Raw genomic sequence first — 18,806 nt, 5'->3', positions numbered from 1 at the left:
ACGGTGGGTATCTATGTCGAAAAAAAACGAATTGGAAACACGACGTTCACATTTATCGGACAAGCAGCGTTTGCTTTTGGAGCAATGGAAGCAAGGAACCAATCGAAAAAAACAGTGGATTTCCCCCAGAAAAGAAGAGGACGGATTGTTGCTGTCCCCGGCTCAGAGAAGACTATGGTTTTTGGACCAGCTGCTGGCAGACAAGTCTGCGTACAACATGTATTTTGCCGTGCGGCTAACAGGAACGGTTGATTTGCAGGCGGCACGCAGCTCATTTCAATTCATCATCGACCGGCATGAATCGCTGCGCATCAACTTCACCAATGTGAATGGCAGTCCACAGATCAAGCGAATGGAGCGCTTTTCGCTCGATCTGCCAGTGGAAGACGTAAGTGGATTACAGGCTCATGAAGCTGAAGAAGCTGCGAACGTCCTCATTCAACGTGCGATCTCGGAGCCGTTTGATTTGGAACGCGAGCCGTTATTGCGTGCCCGGTTCATCCGGCTGAAGGACCAAGAGCATATTTTAATGCTATGCATGCACCACATCATTTCGGACGGATGGTCCATGGGCTTGTTGGTGAAGGAATGGATGACATGCTACACATCGTATTTGGCTGGTGCTGCTCCGGTTTTGACTCCTTTGCCGATACAGTATGGGGATTTCGCGTACTGGCAGTCGGAGCAGTTGAGTTCAGGGAAGTGGGACGGGCATTTGAGCTACTGGAAGGGGAAATTGAATCAATGCCCCAGCGTTGCCTTGCTGCCAGACAGAAAAATAACAGAGTCGGCCGGAAATCGAGGCGGAGAAGTGCTGTTTGACCTTCCTGATGAATGGGTTCAACTGCTCAAATCTTTTTGCGCAAAAACAGAAACGACTTTGTTCATGGTGCTATTAACCATGTTTGGAGGTCTGCTGTACCGATATACCCATGAACAAACCATGGTGATAGGGACACCAATTGCCAACCGCAATTACACCGAAATAGAAGGGGTCATCGGCTATTTCGTTAATTTATTGCCGCTGCGCTTGGATATAAGCGGGGAGATGTCGTTTCATGACTTGCTGCATCAGGTGGTGAAAGCGGCGACAGAAGCATATGATCATCAAGATTTTCCTTTTGATCGGGTAATCGAAGAATTGCAGCCGGACCGCCAAGGCTGGTCGATCCCATTAGTTCGAAATATGTTTGTGTTCCAAAACACCCCGGCTGTTGAAATTCAGCTTCCGCACGTTCGAGCAGAAATGCTGAAATTGCACAATCGCACGTCAAAATCGGATGTGCTGCTGTCCATGACGGAGATGCAAGGGGCAATTACCGGGCGCATTGAATATAACGCAGATTTATTTGTTCCGCAGACGATGCGGAATTTTGCCAATCACTTCATCGAATTCATAAGATCGGCACTTACATACCCGGATCGGCCTATTGGCCTGTTGAACTTATTGCAACAGGACGAACAGGCGGATATCATACAGCGTTCGGGCAGGATGGCAGTTCAGGAAAAAGATCCGGAATGTTTACAGCAGCAATTTGAAAGAATTGCCGCCCAATTTCCCGAACATACGGCGCTGAAATGGAACGACGAGATATGGACCTACAGCGAGCTTAATGATCATGCGAACCGACTTGCTTGTCATTTGAGGCAATCAGGGGCGTCACATGGGCAATTTGTCGGTCTATGCATGAACAGATCCCCCTATTTGATTGCAAGTATATTGGCGGTTCTTAAGGCCGGCTGTGCCTATGTTCCCATCGATCCGGCGTATCCCGAAGAAAGAATTCGCTGGATGGTAAGCGATTCTGGATGTTCGCTGCTGCTGGTGGATGACGATACGCACGAACTGCTCTCCGAAGCGTCCTGTACGCGGATTCAAGTTACGGCAGAGGAACTGGAGATAGCCAAATATTCAGCAGAGAATTTGAATACTCAAACAAGTGAAACCGATGTGGCTTATATGATTTATACGTCGGGTTCAACCGGGCTTCCGAAGGGAGTGCTCGTTGAACATGGAAGCGTGAGCCGCCTATTCATTTCGACGCAACGATTATTCGAATTTCACGATCAAGACGTATGGACACTATATCACTCGTGCGCCTTTGATTTTTCAGTCTGGGAAATATGGGGAGCTCTACTGCATGGAGGCCGGCTCGTTATCGTGCCGTTCGACGTCACGCGTTCGTTTGAAGACTTCTACCGGCTCCTGGTCCGGGAACAGGTTACCGTGCTCAATCAGACGCCGTCCGCCTTCAAGCAATTGATGCATATTGAACAGCATCCGGGGATGGCAGGAAGCACCGATCTGTCATTGCGATACATTATTTTCGGTGGCGAAGCGCTGGAACTGCAGTCGCTGCGTCCTTGGTTCGACATTCACGGTGACCGGCATCCCCAATTGATCAATATGTACGGCATCACTGAAATAACGGTTCATGCCACTTACAGGCCCTTATCCATAGCTGATCTGGAAGCAAGATCGGGAAGTGTAATCGGTATGCCGCTGCCGGATCTGCAGGCGTACATTCTGGACGAACACCAGCAGCCGGTTCCCGTTGGAGTCGCGGGTGAACTGTACATTGGCGGACGAGGAGTGGCACGCGGCTATTGGAAGCGTGAGGAGTTGAACAAGGAAAGGTTTATCGCGAATCCGTTTGCAGGGGCGGGAAGTCAGTCCGGGCGTCTGTACTGCTCTGGAGACTTGGCCAGGTGGACGGCAGCGGGAGAGATCGAATATTTGGGACGCCGGGATGAGCAAGTGAAGATTCGCGGCTTCCGCATCGAGCTCGGAGAAATCGAGGGAGTGGTCGGGGAGCACGAACTTGTCTCCCAAAACGTAGCGGTAGTCGACCGGAACGAACATGGAGATCCCAAAATCACTTGTTATCTGATCCCTCAAAAAAACCGGCTGCATACGATCGGTCCATTGGTGCAGATGACACACGATATGGTTGACAGATGGGAAACGGTCTTTGACAGTTACTACACCAAGGGGAATGAACATGACGATAAAACGTTTCATATTGTCGGTTGGAACGACACTTTTACAGGCCAACCCATACCTGCGGTTGAGATGGAAGAATGGACGAATGAAACGGTTAAAAGGATTTTGAAATACAAGCCAAAGAGGGTGTTGGAAATTGGCTGCGGCACCGGGCTTCTGCTTTTCCGTGTCGCCCCATTTTGCGAATCCTATATTGGCACCGATTTATCCGAGAAGGCGATCGAATATGTGGACAGTCATTTGCATGTGTTGGGTGATGCCCGGGACAGGGTGGAACTGTACAAATGCAACGCTCACGAGCTTCCCGACCTGGAACAGGTCGATATGATTATTTTGAACTCGGTGGTGCAGTATTTCCCTGATTTGTCCTATCTGCATACGGTGCTGCAGCATAGTGCCGGAAGAGTGAAGCCGGGCGGCTGCATTTTTATGGGAGACATTTGCGGCTTCATGTTCAGGGAGGCGTTTCATTCCTCTGTTGTGTTGAATGGTGTGGACGATCAGACCACAATGTCGGAGTTCAGCCGATTGGTGCAGCGTAAAATGAAGCAACATAGCGAGCTGATGCTGGACAGCGGATATTTCCTTGAATTGCAGCAGCGTTTGCCTGAGATCAAAGCGGTGGAAGTGCTGTATAAAAAAGGAGCCTTCCACAACGAGATGAGCAAATTCCGCTTCGATTCGGTGCTGCATATCGGGGAGAAGGCGGTGTGGGAACCGGAAGCCAGCTACGACTGGAGTCCCGGCGTCGAGACATTGTTGAATGGAGGCGAGCTGTGTAGACAACATCCGCAAGCATGCTTCCTTATTAAAGGAATACCGAACTCCCGCGTTGTGGAAGAGTGGAGCTTCCTGCGCTGGTGCCGTCAAGCCAATCCCAAAGACAAAATTGCGGATTACCGTAAACGGAGTCAACAGGGAGGAGATTCTCCGAAGGGAATAGAGCCTGAGGCGATGGTTCAGTGGGGGGGACATAGCCACAATGTGGAAATGCTCCTTTCAGAGGCGGTGCATGAGGGCTGTCTGGACGTTATTTTTACACCTAATATCGGGGGAGATAAGATTGTGCCCTTTCCTAACATGGATGCCAAGAAGGCGGGGCAGCAGCTGTCAAGCGTTCCATTACAGCAGGAGGTGGAAAATAAGCTTGTTGCCATCATTCGTGATGAGATCCAAAAACGGCTTCCCGATTATATGATTCCTGCTCAATTTGTGGTGCTGGAACAGTTTCCGTTAACGGCGAACGGCAAGATTGAACGCGGGAAATTACGTGAGCTCAAACCAAACAGGTCATGGGCGGGTCAAACACCAGAACATGACCAGCTTCCGCACACGGTTACGGAAAAAGCGCTGCAAGACATGTGGCTGAGCTTGCTGGATGTGGATCAGGTTGGGATGGAAGATCACTTCTTCGAAATCGGCGGCCATTCGCTGTTGATCAGTCAAATGATGTTTCAGATTAAAAAACAATTTCAGGTGCATATCCCGTTGATGCAGTTGATGCTGGAACCGACGATCAAAAGCATAGCCCGGCAAATAGACAGATCAATGGCGCAAGAAGCACCTGACGTCCAGTTGGATTTGGCAAGCAAAGTAGTGTTGGATCCGGCGATTCAGGGAGCTGGCGTCCCGCTGGCGCCGCAGACAGAATGCAGCCAGTCCGTGTTGCTGACCGGAGGCACGGGATTCTTCGGGGCTTTCTTACTGCACGAGCTTTTGCAGAAACCAGATACACAAGTATACTGCCTTGTTCGTGCCGATAACCGAGAGGCGGGAATGCAAAAATTAATAAGCGGAATGAAGAAATATTTGCTGTGGAAAGATGACCTGATTCACCGAATCACAGTCATTACCGGAGACTTGGGCACCGAGCGGCTTGGCTTGGATGAGGCAACCTACAACTTTTTGACGAAGCAAATTACGTCCATTTACCATAACGGAGCCACCGTGAATTTCGCCTATCCCTATTCGGCCTTGGAGGCGGCCAATGTCAAGGGCTGCGAATCGATTCTGAGATTGGCTGCGGCCGGCAGCTTGAAACCGGTTCACTATATTTCCACTTTATATGTTTTCTCAGAAGAAGATGCCAAAAACAAGAAAATCATCCTGGAGGATGATGTCCCTATCTACTTCGAAACATTAAAATTGGGCTATACGCAAAGCAAATGGGTAGCGGAAGGATTAATGAGGGAAGGGAGAAACCGAGGACTCCCCATCAATATTTACCGTCTTGGCAGAATTTCGGGGGACAGCCGTACCGGAGTGTGCCAGGATAGCGATTTTTTTTGGAAGATAGTCCGGTTCTGTCTCCAACTGGGTGCCTTTCCGGATATTGATTTCCGGTTCAACCTGATTCCGGCTGATTTTGCCGGTACAATCATTGTCCAACTCGCACACGATCCCCTTTATGGGAACCAAACGTTTCACGTCATGAATGATCACGATTGTTCGTTCAAGGAAATCGTCGGTATGTTGTTGAAGCTGGGATATTCATTTGAACAGCTGCCTTGGGACAACTGGAAAAGAGCTGTGTCTGATCTATCGGAGACCGGCACTCCGGAACAAGTGGATATTTCTGTGCTGCCATTTATCGAGGAGCTGTCCATGATTGAAGGAGAAGCACCTATATTTAGCGCGAACAACACGTTTGCCTTCCTGAAAAATATGAACATAGATTGCCCGCAGATGGATGAGAAGAGATTGAAAACCTATATCGAGTATTTTGTCGACAGCGGTTATTTTGAATCTATTACCATATAAAGGGGTGGATGTAAATGAATAAACTGATGATGGATGAATGGAAAATGAAGCGTTTAATGGACCGGATGAAGGGGCAAATGGATATCAGCTGGTCAAAGGAAGAGCAGGTCTTAGACCAGTTCGGCGTCAAGGACGGCGATTCCATCTTGGAGGTCGGCAGCGGACCTGGGTTCATATCAGAGCGACTCCTGCAAAAGTATCCTGCTAGCCGCATCACTTCCATCGAGATTGAAGAGTATTTTGTTCAATACGCACAGCACAACATAACCCCCGAGCAGAAAGACCGCATCAGCATCATGCAGGACGATATTTTGGATCATCGCCTGTCTCTTGGGCAATTTGACGTTGCTATCGCCAGGCTTGTCTTTCAACATTTACCCGATCCCATCTTAGCCGCACAGAACATCTTCGACTTATTAAAACCAGGCGGGAAACTAATTGTTTTGGATGTGGACGATGCCATTTGGGGCATTATCGATCCCGTCATACCGGAACTGCAATATATACTGAATCAGCATGCCAAGGAACAATCTTCGCAAGGGGGCAACCGATTTATTGGACGTCAACTGTGGCATATTTTGCAGACAAACGGCTACGCGGATCTTGATCTGAAGCTGATAGCAGCGCACAGCGATGAGATAGGCATCCGATCATTCCTGCCGCAGGTGGATGCCGAAGAAATGAGAACGATGGTAGACAATGGCTTTGCTACGGAAGAAGAAGTGGCTGCGGTGGAAAAAGGTGTGGCAGCATTTCTGGGCACTGCCCATCCATATGCATTGCTGATCATGATGGCGGTCTGCGGATCCAAACCCAATTAATAGAGAAGGAGCGTGCCTCCATGGGAAAGAATGACGCAAAAAATATGATGATCCGTATCCTCTTCTGGTCGGCGGTTATCTATAATTTGGCGGTATGGGTCGATCTCGTGTCCATGCTCAATTACTGGGGCTTCTACTATACCTCTACGCCAGTGCAGCTGGGCGTGTTAGTTATGAGCTTTTCAGGATCGATGGCCTTAGCGACCGCTTTGGGAACCGGCCGTATTCAGAAGCGGAATGAACTTGTCATGATGACGGCCGCTGTGGGAAGCGGAGTGATCATGATACTCCATCTGTCCAATCAGTCTTTTATGACGGCGATTCTATTGATTCTCCTCAAAGGGGTGTTCATCGGGTGCTACGTCAACGGACAAAATGCGCTGCTGCAAAGAATGTGCTCTCCGCAACGATATGCCGCTATCGATAACAGGTTTGAACGCTTTGCGGCGATCATCAAGTTCGCAGGTCCTCTGGCGGCCGGACTAAGCGTCATGCTGTGGCAGCCGCAGGTCACGTTGTGGATAGCGGCACTTATTTACGTAATTGCCGCCATACCTATTGTGTACCTGTTCAGACGTGAAGAGGTGGGGGTGCCGCAAAGTGACGAACCCTTCCATGAAACAGCAGATGAATTGAAAAAGAATGCGGCCTTGGATTTGTCTACAGGCGCATATCTGACGTTAGGGTTAGTTATACTTGCATCGATGTCTTTCTTCGTAACGGTCGGCGATTCTCAATTGGTTGTGTTGTTCCGGGATATTTTCCTATGGAATAATGCCGCTATCGTTGCTTTTGTAATGGCTGCCGCTGGCGTGGGCACCTTTTTGATTCGCATGTGGTTCGAATCCGAATCGTCTACCAACACGACACCCTTTAAGTTACTCAGCTTTTCTTCGCTCGGACTGTCGCTCGTTTTCTTAGTTGTGACCTGGGCTATGAACCGTCAAATTGACGTGATTTGGTTTCTGGCACTATTTTTTATCGGAGGCGTTTGCTGGCAAATCGGTTTTTCCCTCTACTTGAAAAAGATGAATCAAATGGCTTCTGCTGGAGGAATGATGAATAAGTTCGGTACGGTAATGGCGCTCACCTATATTTTGGGCCCCCTCTTCGGAGGAGCAGGTGTAGCCTGGTTGGGAATTAACACGACGTACTTTTTATCGGGATTGTGCATGCTGGGCTTTTGTCTAGTGGTCAGTGTAATTTACTTGTCCATTCATGTGAAGCTGAGGAAAGCAGAACAGAGTCCCTCCCATTCACTGAAAGCGGCCAAATGAGGTCAGGGGGATAGTGATCTGTTCGTGTTGACGAGCGTGGCTCTTATTGTCCTTCACTTGACAGATAGCAAGGCGAAGCACGCGGCATTTGATGGCTTTGAAGGGAGCTGACGAGATGGATTTGATTACAGTCAATGATGTAAGCAAAACGTATGGAGAAAAGGAAAGTCAAGTACATGCGTTGAATCGGATTACGCTGCAAATCAAAAAAAATGACTTTGTGGCTCTGCTCGGGCCGAGCGGCTCAGGAAAATCGACATTGCTTAACGTAATCTCCGGGTTGGAGCGGGCGGATGCGGGGGAAATCTACTTCGCAAAAGAAAATATTACCCGTTATAAAGACAAGCAGCTGGTCCAATTTCGCCGTCAGTATACGGGGTATATTTTTCAGCAATACCACCTGATTCCCAACTTGACGGTTCAGGAAAATATCGAAATTGGGAAGTATTTGAATGCCGACAGTCTTGATTTGGATGAAATAACTAAGGAACTGAACATCCAGCACCTGAAAAAGCGGTTTCCATATGAATTGTCCGGAGGCCAGCAGCAGCGGGTGGCCATTGCCAGAGCGCTGATCAAGAAGCCCGAAATATTATTCTGTGACGAGGCAACCGGCGCATTGGATGAAGAGAACGGGAAGCAAGTGCTGAGCTACTTGCAGCATCTGCAGCGGAAATACGGTCTTACGATTGTGTTTGTCACGCACCATGTCGGAATCGCAAAAATGGCCCGGCACATCATCAAGTTGAATAGTGGCCGGCTGGTTGATCAGATTATGAACGACCAGCCGCTTACGGCCGAGGAAATCAGTTGGGGATAACGTCTTTGCTAAGGGATGTGTTGTCATGAGAAACGTATTGAAATTTGTTCGTCGGGACATGGTGAAGAATCAGTTGCAGGTATGGCTTGTATTGCTCTTGATTGCAGCCACGTCCTTTATCTTTTTCTTTATCAAATATGCTTCGGATGGAATAAATACAGAATACGAGCGATTTGCAGAAACGCAACAACAGGAGCATTTTGCATTCCGCCCCAATCTGGCCGTTTTTATAAACGGAGACACACAGCAGCAAATTATTAGCGGGTCCTCTATTCCCAGTCGCGAGCTTGAACAATTGGGCTTTGAAAACCTGCTGCAAACATACAACCTAAAGCTGCCCGACGAAGAACACCAAGCGCTCTCCCGATTGAGCGGCGAATATCAGTTCCATTATGACGAGGTGAAGTACAAAGAGATTAAGGAGCAAGGGGTCTTATACCGATGGATCGGGGATACAGGCAAGCGAACCGTCAATCAGATCTATCTTGCCGAAGGAAGACTGCCTGCAAGCAGCGGGGAAATAGCTATTACATCGAATGCGGTTGGAATGCAGACCTTGCAGGTTGGGGACGAGTTGACGATTCGCGGGCACTCTTACGAAATTGTAGGGCGCTTTATATTGCCCGACCAGATCCGCCAAAACACGGCTGACGGGGAACGCCCCTTATATGTGCTTGCTAATCCGGAGCAGTATGCGCTGATTGACGACATCGAAGCTCATTATTACAGCGGACGATTCCAAAATGGAACGTATAGCGGGGACGTCGTCCGCAAAATGACCGAAGACGCTCGGTTTGCTTTCTTTCTCCCCGTCCAAGATAATCCCGAGGCGACGGAGCTTATCAAGGGCATTGCATCCAACGCTGGGATGTCGATGATATTTTTGATTACGTTAACGTTGTTGTGCACGGGCGTATTTCTTATTTTTCTGAACCGCCGCCTGCGGCTGCAGCAAAAAGCCTGGGGCTGCCTGATAGCTATGGGATATCCGCGTGCGCTGCTAATCAATGTTTATGTAATCAACAATGTGCTGCTATGTGTAATAGGAGTTATTCTAGGCTTGGCGGCAGCTTATTTTTCTGCTGATTTGCTTATTCAGCAGTTTCAATCTCAATATGTGCTGCCTGCGTTCCCGAAGGAGCTGGGTGTCAATTCTTTGTTAATGGGAGTGCTTGTCATTGTCATCTGTTTCAATGCGGCCGCGTATTGGATGCTGCATCGATTTATGAACAACGACACGGTGACGATGTTATTGGCAAGGCAGAAGAACGAGCATGTTAACTTCCTGACGAGATGGGTAAGCCGCCTAACGGTTGGATTGCCTTTTATCCAGCGCGTTAAACTGCAGATGTCTGCCAGAAGCATAAAAATGATCGTTCTGTTAGGAATTACGGTATGTTTGTCATCCATATTGTTCATTCTCGGCATATCCCTGAATCAGTCAAGCTCAAATGCTGTTGAGCATCGTTTTAAAGGTGTCCATTACAAATACGATATTCAATATTCAGAGGCCAGACTTGCTCAACACAATGAAGACCGCAACGATTATTACTTGCAGAAAGACAAGCGGTTGTCTTGGGACGGCAGCAGCGGCATCCGCGAAGGGGCGAAAGTCAATGTGCTCGCTTTTGACGGGGATAGCAAGTGGCTGACATTGGTAGACGAGAATGGAAAGGAGATTAATTCTAAGCTGAAGGAAGGGGCAATTGTGCATTCCTCCAAGGCTCAATTGTTTGGTTTGCAGGCAGGCACATCCGTACAGGTTCTCATTGGCGACAAGGAAGTTAAAATCCCGATTGCCGCATTCTGTTCGAATGGAGACCCAGCCGCCTTCTATATAGATAAGGCACAGTTGACGAACGCTCTCGGCATTTCACCCGATATTTATAACGGCACGTTCACCAATTCACCGGACCCTGATCCCCAACAGTCCGGCAGGTATACAATGAGTTCTGCTGAGAGCATGCGCAAGGAAATGACGGAACAGGCGTCTTCTTCACAGCTAAGCGCCGTATTGAATCAGATTTTAGGCTGTGTCATTGCCGTCATTATGATTTGGCTCATTACGTTAATTACGGTAGAGGAAAACAAAAAAAATATGGCCGTTCTCCATATGATCGGGTATACACAGCGCGAGATCGGAAGCATGCTGTTGAATGTTTATACCGTTATCGTGGTCATATCCTATATTGTGTTTACGCCGCTTGCCCTATTTTTCGTGAATTATATTCTCAAAATGGTTTCGGTCAGCACCAACGATTTTATTCCTCTCATCTATAACGTATTTACATTTGTTTTGGTATTGGCCATTATTTTGATTATTTATTATGCTGTGCTTTTTATTGCCAGACGTTTTTACTCCCAACCGTCTTATGCAGTGCCGATCGCCGCTCCTAAGCCTCCTAAGCGGGTCGATATGTGAGTTGGGAAAAAGAACTTCTCTAACTTTTGGAAAATGGTAGAATAAGAAGCGGAACATCAGTACTATTATCTCGAAAAATTACATATGGGAGGGGAGTGCGATCGATGCTAGTTCAATCCACAATTGAACAGTTTGTTGAGGGCTGGGTAATATGCAGAAGAGTGCCAAATACTCGAATTCATAAAGAGAGCGCATTTATTCATGTGCAATTTGGCGAGCATGTAGGGGGCCGGACGGATGAGATTTTTATAAATGAAGCTGCGCCTGAGACATTGAAACAAGTGGAGCAGTATATGAACGAGCAGCAGAAGTATTGGCTCACGGTTTTTTCAGAGGGTGAACCGCTTAACCTGTCCCAATATCTGTATAGAGTCAGCGAAACGTTGATGGTGAATAAGTTAATAGAACCGTTAGATCAAATTACGGCAGCCGCAGGAACCGAAGTGAAGCTAATTGATGACGAGGCTGAGGCATTGGAGCTAAATGCTTATTTCAATGCTGCCATCGCCGATCCAAGACGAATCAAGGATACGGATATAGAGGATTATGCGGTTTACGTTAACGGGAAACCTGCAGGAAATGGAAGAATCTCGTTTAACCCGGCGGAAGGTGTGGCTTGCATGGATAACATATATGTGGATGCTGCGTACCGAGGAAATGGGTTAGGTAAAGTGCTATGCTCGACTCTTCTGCACAGAGCGCAGCCACTATCCAAAAGCTGCATTCTTGCTTCAAGCGATATGGGTTATCCCCTGTATAAAAAGCTGGGCTTTGAACCGATTTGCAATATGCATGTGTATGAACAAGCAGGAAGCTGAACGAGCTTATACGAGGAAGGGGAGAGAACGATCCATCTCAATGATATGGAAATGCCTCAGATTTCGTAAAAATGACTCGGTACCGCAGTGATTGGCTTGGACATTTTTCAGCTCACATGTGGGCAAAGAGTGGACAGTTATCGAGGCTCACTGATTAGTTAGGCCGTAATCTGAAGGCAGCAGATGTTGTATGGTGAACGACATGGATGGTTTGCAGCGGGTTTGCGTGGCGACGTGGAACTCGCTGTTTTCTTCTCTGCGGACCGCAGTCAAGATCGGAGTCCGAAGTATGCGCCATTGGAAATGATACAGTCAAATCCACCGACTCGGTGTCTAAACGGCATGTAGACTGGAAATTGTCCAATGAATCCAGCTGGTTTTGAGCCATGGGTGTGGATGCAGTGTCAAACTATTGGATGAACTCCAACGAAACCGACGGCAAGGTGACATGCGACGCTGTTTCATTGGAGAAAATCCAATGGATGAAACCATTTTATATTGGAGCCGCTGGAGATCATCTTTATTGGGATGGTCTGCTTTTGCATGCATGGAAGTTCGGTGAAACGTGTTGCAGCTCGGCAGGCGTGCGTGACCAGATTGAACTGACGCAGATGTATGAAGGCGGTTTCGCACGATCTTTTTGGATAAAGTTCAAGTTGAGAGAGAAAAAGAGCAGTGGATACTGTACTTTTGATATGATAATGATTATCATTATTGTGATGATTTAATCTGTTGCATTGATAGATCGAAGGGAGATGAACAGTTGAGCAATACATAAGCCTCGATTTTGTACAAAAAAACACTCGTATTTGTCCATTGCTATTTATGTGCGGATTAGCATACAATCTATTTTGTGAGATTGAGAATCAATATCAGTAATTAGTAGTATGGCATATATGGTTTTAGAAAGGGGCGAACGTCATTTATTACAACGCAACGGGCATGCCCCGTCACGATATCATCGTCTGAGAACGGCGATAAGATCCATATTTCATAGATAATAAAGGTGGCCTGTATGAGTCAAACTGCAAATTCCATTAAAGAAGTGGCAGCATCGCCAACTGTCCAATTTCGGTCTCGTCCGTGGGCGGCCACGCTGATTCTCGTTGGCGGTCTAATTGCGCTGGTGTTCGGAATCGGTTTGTCCGTTTCGTTCGGGGCGGCAGATATTAAACTCTCCGTCGTATGGGAAGCGATCTTTCGCTTTAATCCTGAAATGACGCAGCATCAGATTATTCAAGAACTTCGTCTTCCACGTGTGCTTGGCGGAGCGATGGTCGGAGCCTGCTTCGCCGTCGCCGGAGCGATTATGCAAGGAATGACCCGCAATCCGCTGGCTGATTCCGGATTGTTAGGTTTAAATGCAGGAGCTGGTTTCATGCTGGCGGTATGCTTTGCTTTCTTCCCCGGTATGCCGTTTATGTACCTGATTATGTATTCCTTCTTAGGTGCAGGGGTAGGTGCAGGGTTAGTGTACGGCATCGGCTCGCTTGCCAAAGGGGGATTGACGCCGGTTCGTCTGGTGCTGGCGGGTGCAGCATTAAGTGCGCTGCTATCTGCGCTAAGCGAGGGGATCGCTCTCTATTTCCGCATCGGACAGGATTTGGCATTCTGGTATGCGGGAGGCGTGGCAGGAACAAAATGGTTCCAGCTTAAGATTATGTTCCCGTGGATTGCCGCTGCAATCGTGGGAGCGATTGCATTGTCCCGCTCGATTACGATGCTCAGCCTTGGTGAGGACATTGCCAAGGGACTCGGACAGCGAACGAAGCTAGTCAAGCTGGCGGGCATGATCATTGTGCTCGTGTTGGCTGGTGCGGCAGTATCTGTTGTCGGCGCGGTCGGCTTTGTCGGATTGATCATTCCCCACTTGACCCGGTATTTGGTCGGTGTAGATTACCGCTGGATTATTCCGTGTTCGGCGGTGCTCGGCAGCTTGCTTGTTGTCTTCGCCGATCTGGCGGCAAGGATGGTTAACCCGCCCTATGAGACGCCTATCGGTGCACTCATTGCGCTTATCGGTGTTCCGTTCTTCCTTTACCTGGCGCGTAAAGAAAGGAGAGAACTGTAATTATGGAGAGTGTATCAATCACATTAAGCGAACGCCGCAGAAAAAAACGAGGTATTGCCGTCCTTATTATATTAAGTATTTTAATTTGCATAGCATTTATTATGAGTATGAACACCGGATACATCCGGCTGTCTCCGATGGACTTAATCCGAACGCTATTCGGCGCAGGCACGGACAAACAGAATTTGATTTTGTTCGATTTCCGGTTGCCGCGAATTGTAATTTCTGTGCTCATCGGCGCCGGGCTGGCGGTATCTGGCTGCGTGATGCAAGGGATATCCCGCAATGCGCTGGCTGACCCCGGTATATTGGGTATCAATGCAGGAGCGGGATTGACGGTCATGTTGTTCATTTCTTTCTACCCGACTACAGCGGCCGCTCCCGTATTTTTGCTGCCGGTGCTAGCTTTGGTCGGCGCGGGGCTGACTGCCGCACTGATCTATTCGCTTTCGTACAAGCGGCATGAAGGTTTGTCGCCCACACGATTATTGCTTACCGGTATCGCGGTTGCGGCAGGGATTAGCGCGGCGATGATCGTGCTGACGCTCAAGCTGAGTCCGGATAAATATCAATTTGTGGCGACGTGGCTCGCAGGCAGCATTTGGGGCACGAATTGGAAGTTTGTGCTCGCTTTGCTCCCATGGATCGTCGTGCTGCTGCCCTTTGTATTCTACAAGGCACGCGTGATGAATGTACTCAACTTGGGCGATCAGACGGCGACCGGCCTTGGCGCCCCTGTTGAGAGAGAGCGGCTCGTGCTGATCGCCGCGGCGGTTGGCCTCGCAGGCGCTTGCGTCGCAGTGAGCGGCGGCATTGGCTTCGTCGGCCTCATTGGACCGCACTTGGCGCGCCGTCTTGTCGGTCCGAAGCATCAGATGCTGCTTCCTGCAGCCGCTCTAGCCGGCTCGCTCTTGGTCATTACGGCTGATACGCTGGGCCGCTGGATTTTGCAACCATCAGAAATACCAACAGGTATCGTGGTCGCGGTCATCGGTGCACCGTACTTCCTCTACTTGCTCGCTCGGTCCAAAGCATAAACAGTAAGACTAGGGAACTGTATCATTTAAACAGAAAGAGAGGTTGCTCCAATGCTACGACGATTTTTTGCGTATTATCAACCTTATAAAGGGTTGTTCATATTGGATTTCTCCTGCGCGATTATCGCTGCGCTGCTGGAGCTCGCGTTTCCACTCGCCGTGAATCGCGTGGTGGACGATCTGTTGCCGAGCGGCAACTGGAAATGGATTTTATGGGGCTGTCTCGCCCTGCTCGGGATTTATGTCATCTGCTCGGCCTTGCACTATGTGGTGACCTATTGGGGACACAAGTTGGGCATCAACATCGAAAGCGATATGCGCAAGAAGCTGTTCGATCATGTTCAGAAGCTGTCCTTCCGCTTCTTCGACAATAACAAGACCGGGCATCTTGTGTCCCGCATGACGAATGATTTGATGGACATTGGCGAAATCGCCCATCACGGCCCAGAGGATTTGTTCATTGCCATCATGACGCTGGCTGGGGCATTCGGCATCATGCTCGGCATTAATTGGGAGCTCGCCGTGCTGACCTTTATCATCATCCCGCTCATGATTTACTTGTCTCTGTACTTCAGCCGGAAGATGTCGCGTGCCTTTAAGCGCATGTTCTCGGACATTGCCGATTACAACGCCCGTGTGGAGAACAATGTAAGCGGCATCCGCGTCGTGCAGGCATTCTCGAACGAGAAGTATGAAATTGCCCGCTTTACGGAGAACAACGAACGGTTTCGGCTGACGAAGCTGCTCACGTACCGCATTATGGCTTGGAATTCATCGCTCAGCTACATATTAATGAAGCTGGTGTCATTGTTCGTGCTCGTATGCGGCACTTGGTTCGTCATTCAGAAGAACATGACATACGGAGAATTTATCGCTTTTGTGATGCTGTCGAACGTGTTCCTGGGACCGATTCAGCAGATTAATTCGGTAATCGAGATGTATCCAAAGGGAATCGCCGGATTTAAACGCTATTTGGAGCTGCTGGAAACCGCCCCAGATGTGGCAGATGCGCCAGACGCGCAAGCAGTCGAGCATTTGAACGGCAACATTTCCTTCAATGACGTCACGTTCGGTTACGAGAACAAAGACAAGGTGCTGCATGGCGTCGACCTGACGATCTGCGTAGGTGAAACGGTTGCGCTAGTAGGGCCTTCGGGTGCAGGCAAGACAACATTATGCAGCTTGCTGCCGCGCTTCTATGAAGTCGATGCGGGAAGCATTACGATCGACGGCATCGATATCCGGAAGATGACGTTAGAGTCGTTGCGCAGCCAGATCGGTATTGTGCAGCAGGATGTGTTCCTGTTCGATGGCACGATTCGGGAAAATATCGCTTATGGCCAGTTGACGGCCAGCGAAGAAGAGATTTGGGAAGCCGCGCGGCGGGCCCAGCTTGAGGAACTCATTTTGTCGCAGCCGGAAGGGCTGGACACGATGATCGGCGAACGCGGAGTCAAGCTGTCCGGTGGTCAGAAGCAGCGGTTGTCCATTGCGCGCATGTTCCTGAAGAACCCCCCGATCCTCATTCTCGATGAAGCGACATCAGCGCTTGATACAGAGACAGAGGCGGCGATTCAGCAGTCGCTGGCCGAATTGTCGGAAGGCCGCACCACGCTGGTCATCGCGCACCGGTTGGCGACGATTAAGAACGCCGACCGCATCGTAGTAGTGGCAGAGCAAGGTATTGCCGAACAGGGCGATCATCATCAGTTGCTTGCTGCAGGAGGAGCATACAGCCGTTTGCACCGGGCGCAGTTTGGCGCATAGTGTGTCAGCTGCACATGATTAAGCGAATAACAAGCAATTCGTTAGGAAGAACGTGCTTCGACTAGATCAAGAATAACGGAGACTTGGAGGCAAGACCATGACCGAACAACTGGAACTCTATGATGCGACGATTATCGGCGGGGGACCTGCAGGGATGTACACCGCGTTCTATAGCGGCATGCGCGATTTGAAGACAAAGCTGATTGAGGCGAAGACGGAGCTCGGCGGACGCATGCTGATTTACCCTGAAAAGATGATTTGGGATGTCGGCGGAGTGACGCCGATATTATGTGAAAATCTAATCGCCCAGTTGGAGCAGCAGGCGAAAACGTTCGACCCGACCATTGTGCTGGGCCAACAGATTACGGAGATGGAGCGGCTCGAGGATGGAACGTTTATGTTGACCGCGGCGACGGGTGAGCGGCATCATACGCGCACGATCATTTTAGCCATAGGGTACGGCATTCTTACGATGCAGAAGTTGGAGATCGAAGGAGCCGATCGCTACGAAGTAACGAATCTGCACTACACCGTGCAGGAGCTGGAGGTATTCCGGGGCAAGCGGGTACTCATCTCCGGCGGCGGCAACTCGGCGGTGGATTGGGCGAACGAGCTGGAGCCGATTGCCTCGCAAGTGATGGTCGTGCATCGCCGCGATCAATTTGGCGGACACGAGAAGAATGTCGTGAAGATGATGGAATCGTCTGTGGACGTGCGGACGCTGTACGCTGTCAATCAACTTCACAGCAACAATGGGGATACGATTGAGGAGGTTACCATTTCTAACGTCGAGACGGGAGAAACGGAACGCTTCGAGGTTGACGCGGTTATCGTCAATCATGGTTTGAGATGTGATTACGGCCCGCTTGCCGAATGGGGTCTGGAGATGAAGGACGATGTAGCGGTGGTGGACGGAAAGCTGGCAACGAACATTCCAGGTGTCTTCGCCGCGGGAGACTTCGTTACTTATGACAGCAAGGTCCGCTTGATCGCAGGCGCGTTTACAGATGGCGCGCTAGCGCTCAACAGCGCCAAGCTATATCTGGATCCGGAAGCGCCTAAGGTGGCGTATGTATCCTCGCATAATATTCGATTTAAAGAAAAAAACAAACAGCTCGGCTTGGATGACGACGATTACCGTGCCGGCAGATAACGCCGACAGATAATAAGGAAGGAGCAGTGCCATGCAAACCACAAAAGAACGGCTGCATACGTCGGAGCTTGATATTGCCTATGGGGAAACAGAAATTGTGAGTAACCTGAATTTGTCGGTCCCGCACGGGAAGATTACGGCACTTGTTGGCGCAAACGGCTCGGGGAAATCGACGATTCTGAAAACGATGGCGCGCATAATGCGCCCGAAAGCGGGCGGCGTACTGCTCGATGGAGAGTCCATCCACACCAAATCCACGAAAGAAGTAGCCAAGCAGTTGGCTATCCTGCCGCAAAACCCGACCGCGCCTGACGGACTTACCGTGTCGGAGCTGGTTGCTTATGGCCGCTTTCCGCATCAAAAAGGGTTCGGAACGATGACGGCAGACGACAAGAACATTGTCCGCTGGGCGATTGAAGTGACAGGCATGGTGGAATTCCAAGACCGGGCGGTCGATCAGTTGTCCGGCGGACAAAGGCAGCGGGCGTGGATTGCCATGGCGCTTGCTCAGCAGACGGATATTTTATTTCTAGATGAGCCTACGACCTTCTTGGATATGGCTCACCAGCTCGAGGTGCTGCATTTGCTGCAGAAGCTGAACGAAGAGGAAGGCCGCACCGTAGTGATGGTCGTGCACGATCTGAACCATGCTTCACGCTATGCGCAGCACATGGTTGCGATTAAGTCAGGCACCGTCATCAGGGAAGGAACGCCTGCGGAAGTGATGACCAGAAGTGTGCTGCGCGAGGTGTTCACCATCGAAGCGGACATTGTGCCCGATCCGCGAACCGGAGTGCCGCTGTGCTTGCCATACGAATTGGCATCGCTTGCTGCCGCGGGCGCCTGATGTGAAGGG

The 18,806-nt window shown here is 49.6% G+C and carries 12 protein-coding genes; all 12 read left to right on the top strand.

The features are described from left to right. Positions 1 to 13 precede the first annotated feature (13 nt). Positions 14 to 5,764, top strand: a complete 5,751-nt coding sequence (locus LQV63_RS10635; protein ID WP_233696682.1) for a non-ribosomal peptide synthetase — start codon at positions 14 to 16, stop codon at positions 5,762 to 5,764. Between the two features lie 14 nt (positions 5,765 to 5,778). Then, positions 5,779 to 6,585: a class I SAM-dependent methyltransferase gene (locus LQV63_RS10630; RefSeq protein ID WP_019423138.1), complete on the top strand. Its 807-nt coding sequence runs from the start codon at positions 5,779 to 5,781 to the stop codon at positions 6,583 to 6,585. A 20-nt stretch (positions 6,586 to 6,605) separates the two neighbouring features. Continuing rightward, positions 6,606 to 7,862, top strand: a complete 1,257-nt coding sequence (locus LQV63_RS10625) for an MFS transporter (protein WP_233696681.1) — start codon at positions 6,606 to 6,608, stop codon at positions 7,860 to 7,862. Between the two features lie 115 nt (positions 7,863 to 7,977). Continuing rightward, positions 7,978 to 8,682, top strand: coding sequence for an ABC transporter ATP-binding protein (locus LQV63_RS10620; RefSeq protein ID WP_233696680.1), 705 nt, complete (start codon positions 7,978 to 7,980; stop codon positions 8,680 to 8,682). A 25-nt stretch (positions 8,683 to 8,707) separates the two neighbouring features. Beyond that, complete coding sequence (locus LQV63_RS10615; protein WP_233696679.1) at positions 8,708 to 11,104, top strand: ABC transporter permease; 2,397 nt, start codon at positions 8,708 to 8,710, stop codon at positions 11,102 to 11,104. A 104-nt stretch (positions 11,105 to 11,208) separates the two neighbouring features. Then, positions 11,209 to 11,922 carry a GNAT family N-acetyltransferase gene (locus LQV63_RS10610; protein ID WP_233696678.1) on the top strand — a complete coding sequence of 238 codons (714 nt, stop codon included), beginning with the start codon at positions 11,209 to 11,211 and terminating at the stop codon, positions 11,920 to 11,922. 386 nt (positions 11,923 to 12,308) lie between these two features. Further along, on the top strand, positions 12,309 to 12,650 hold the full coding sequence (locus tag LQV63_RS10605) for a hypothetical protein (RefSeq protein ID WP_233696677.1): 342 nt from the start codon (positions 12,309 to 12,311) through the stop codon (positions 12,648 to 12,650). 287 nt (positions 12,651 to 12,937) lie between these two features. Further along, positions 12,938 to 13,993, top strand: a complete 1,056-nt coding sequence (locus LQV63_RS10600) for a FecCD family ABC transporter permease (protein WP_233696676.1) — start codon at positions 12,938 to 12,940, stop codon at positions 13,991 to 13,993. A gap of 2 nt (positions 13,994 to 13,995) precedes the next feature. After that, on the top strand, positions 13,996 to 15,030 hold the full coding sequence (locus LQV63_RS10595) for a FecCD family ABC transporter permease (protein ID WP_019423145.1): 1,035 nt from the start codon (positions 13,996 to 13,998) through the stop codon (positions 15,028 to 15,030). Between the two features lie 51 nt (positions 15,031 to 15,081). Next, on the top strand, positions 15,082 to 16,797 hold the full coding sequence (locus tag LQV63_RS10590) for an ABC transporter ATP-binding protein (RefSeq protein WP_019423146.1): 1,716 nt from the start codon (positions 15,082 to 15,084) through the stop codon (positions 16,795 to 16,797). Positions 16,798 to 16,894: 97 nt separating this feature from the next. After that, positions 16,895 to 17,950 (top strand): NAD(P)/FAD-dependent oxidoreductase, encoded by a 1,056-nt coding sequence (locus LQV63_RS10585; protein WP_233696675.1) that lies wholly within the window; start codon positions 16,895 to 16,897, stop codon positions 17,948 to 17,950. A gap of 31 nt (positions 17,951 to 17,981) precedes the next feature. Then, complete coding sequence (locus LQV63_RS10580) at positions 17,982 to 18,797, top strand: ABC transporter ATP-binding protein (RefSeq protein WP_019423148.1); 816 nt, start codon at positions 17,982 to 17,984, stop codon at positions 18,795 to 18,797. The last annotated feature ends 9 nt before the right edge of the window (positions 18,798 to 18,806 follow it).

Source organism: Paenibacillus profundus (genome assembly GCF_021369635.1).
Lineage (GTDB): Bacteria > Bacillota > Bacilli > Paenibacillales > Paenibacillaceae > Paenibacillus_B > Paenibacillus_B profundus.
The sequence above is the reverse complement of the archived record's forward strand: the minus strand, read 5'-3'. Positions and strand labels throughout refer to the sequence as shown.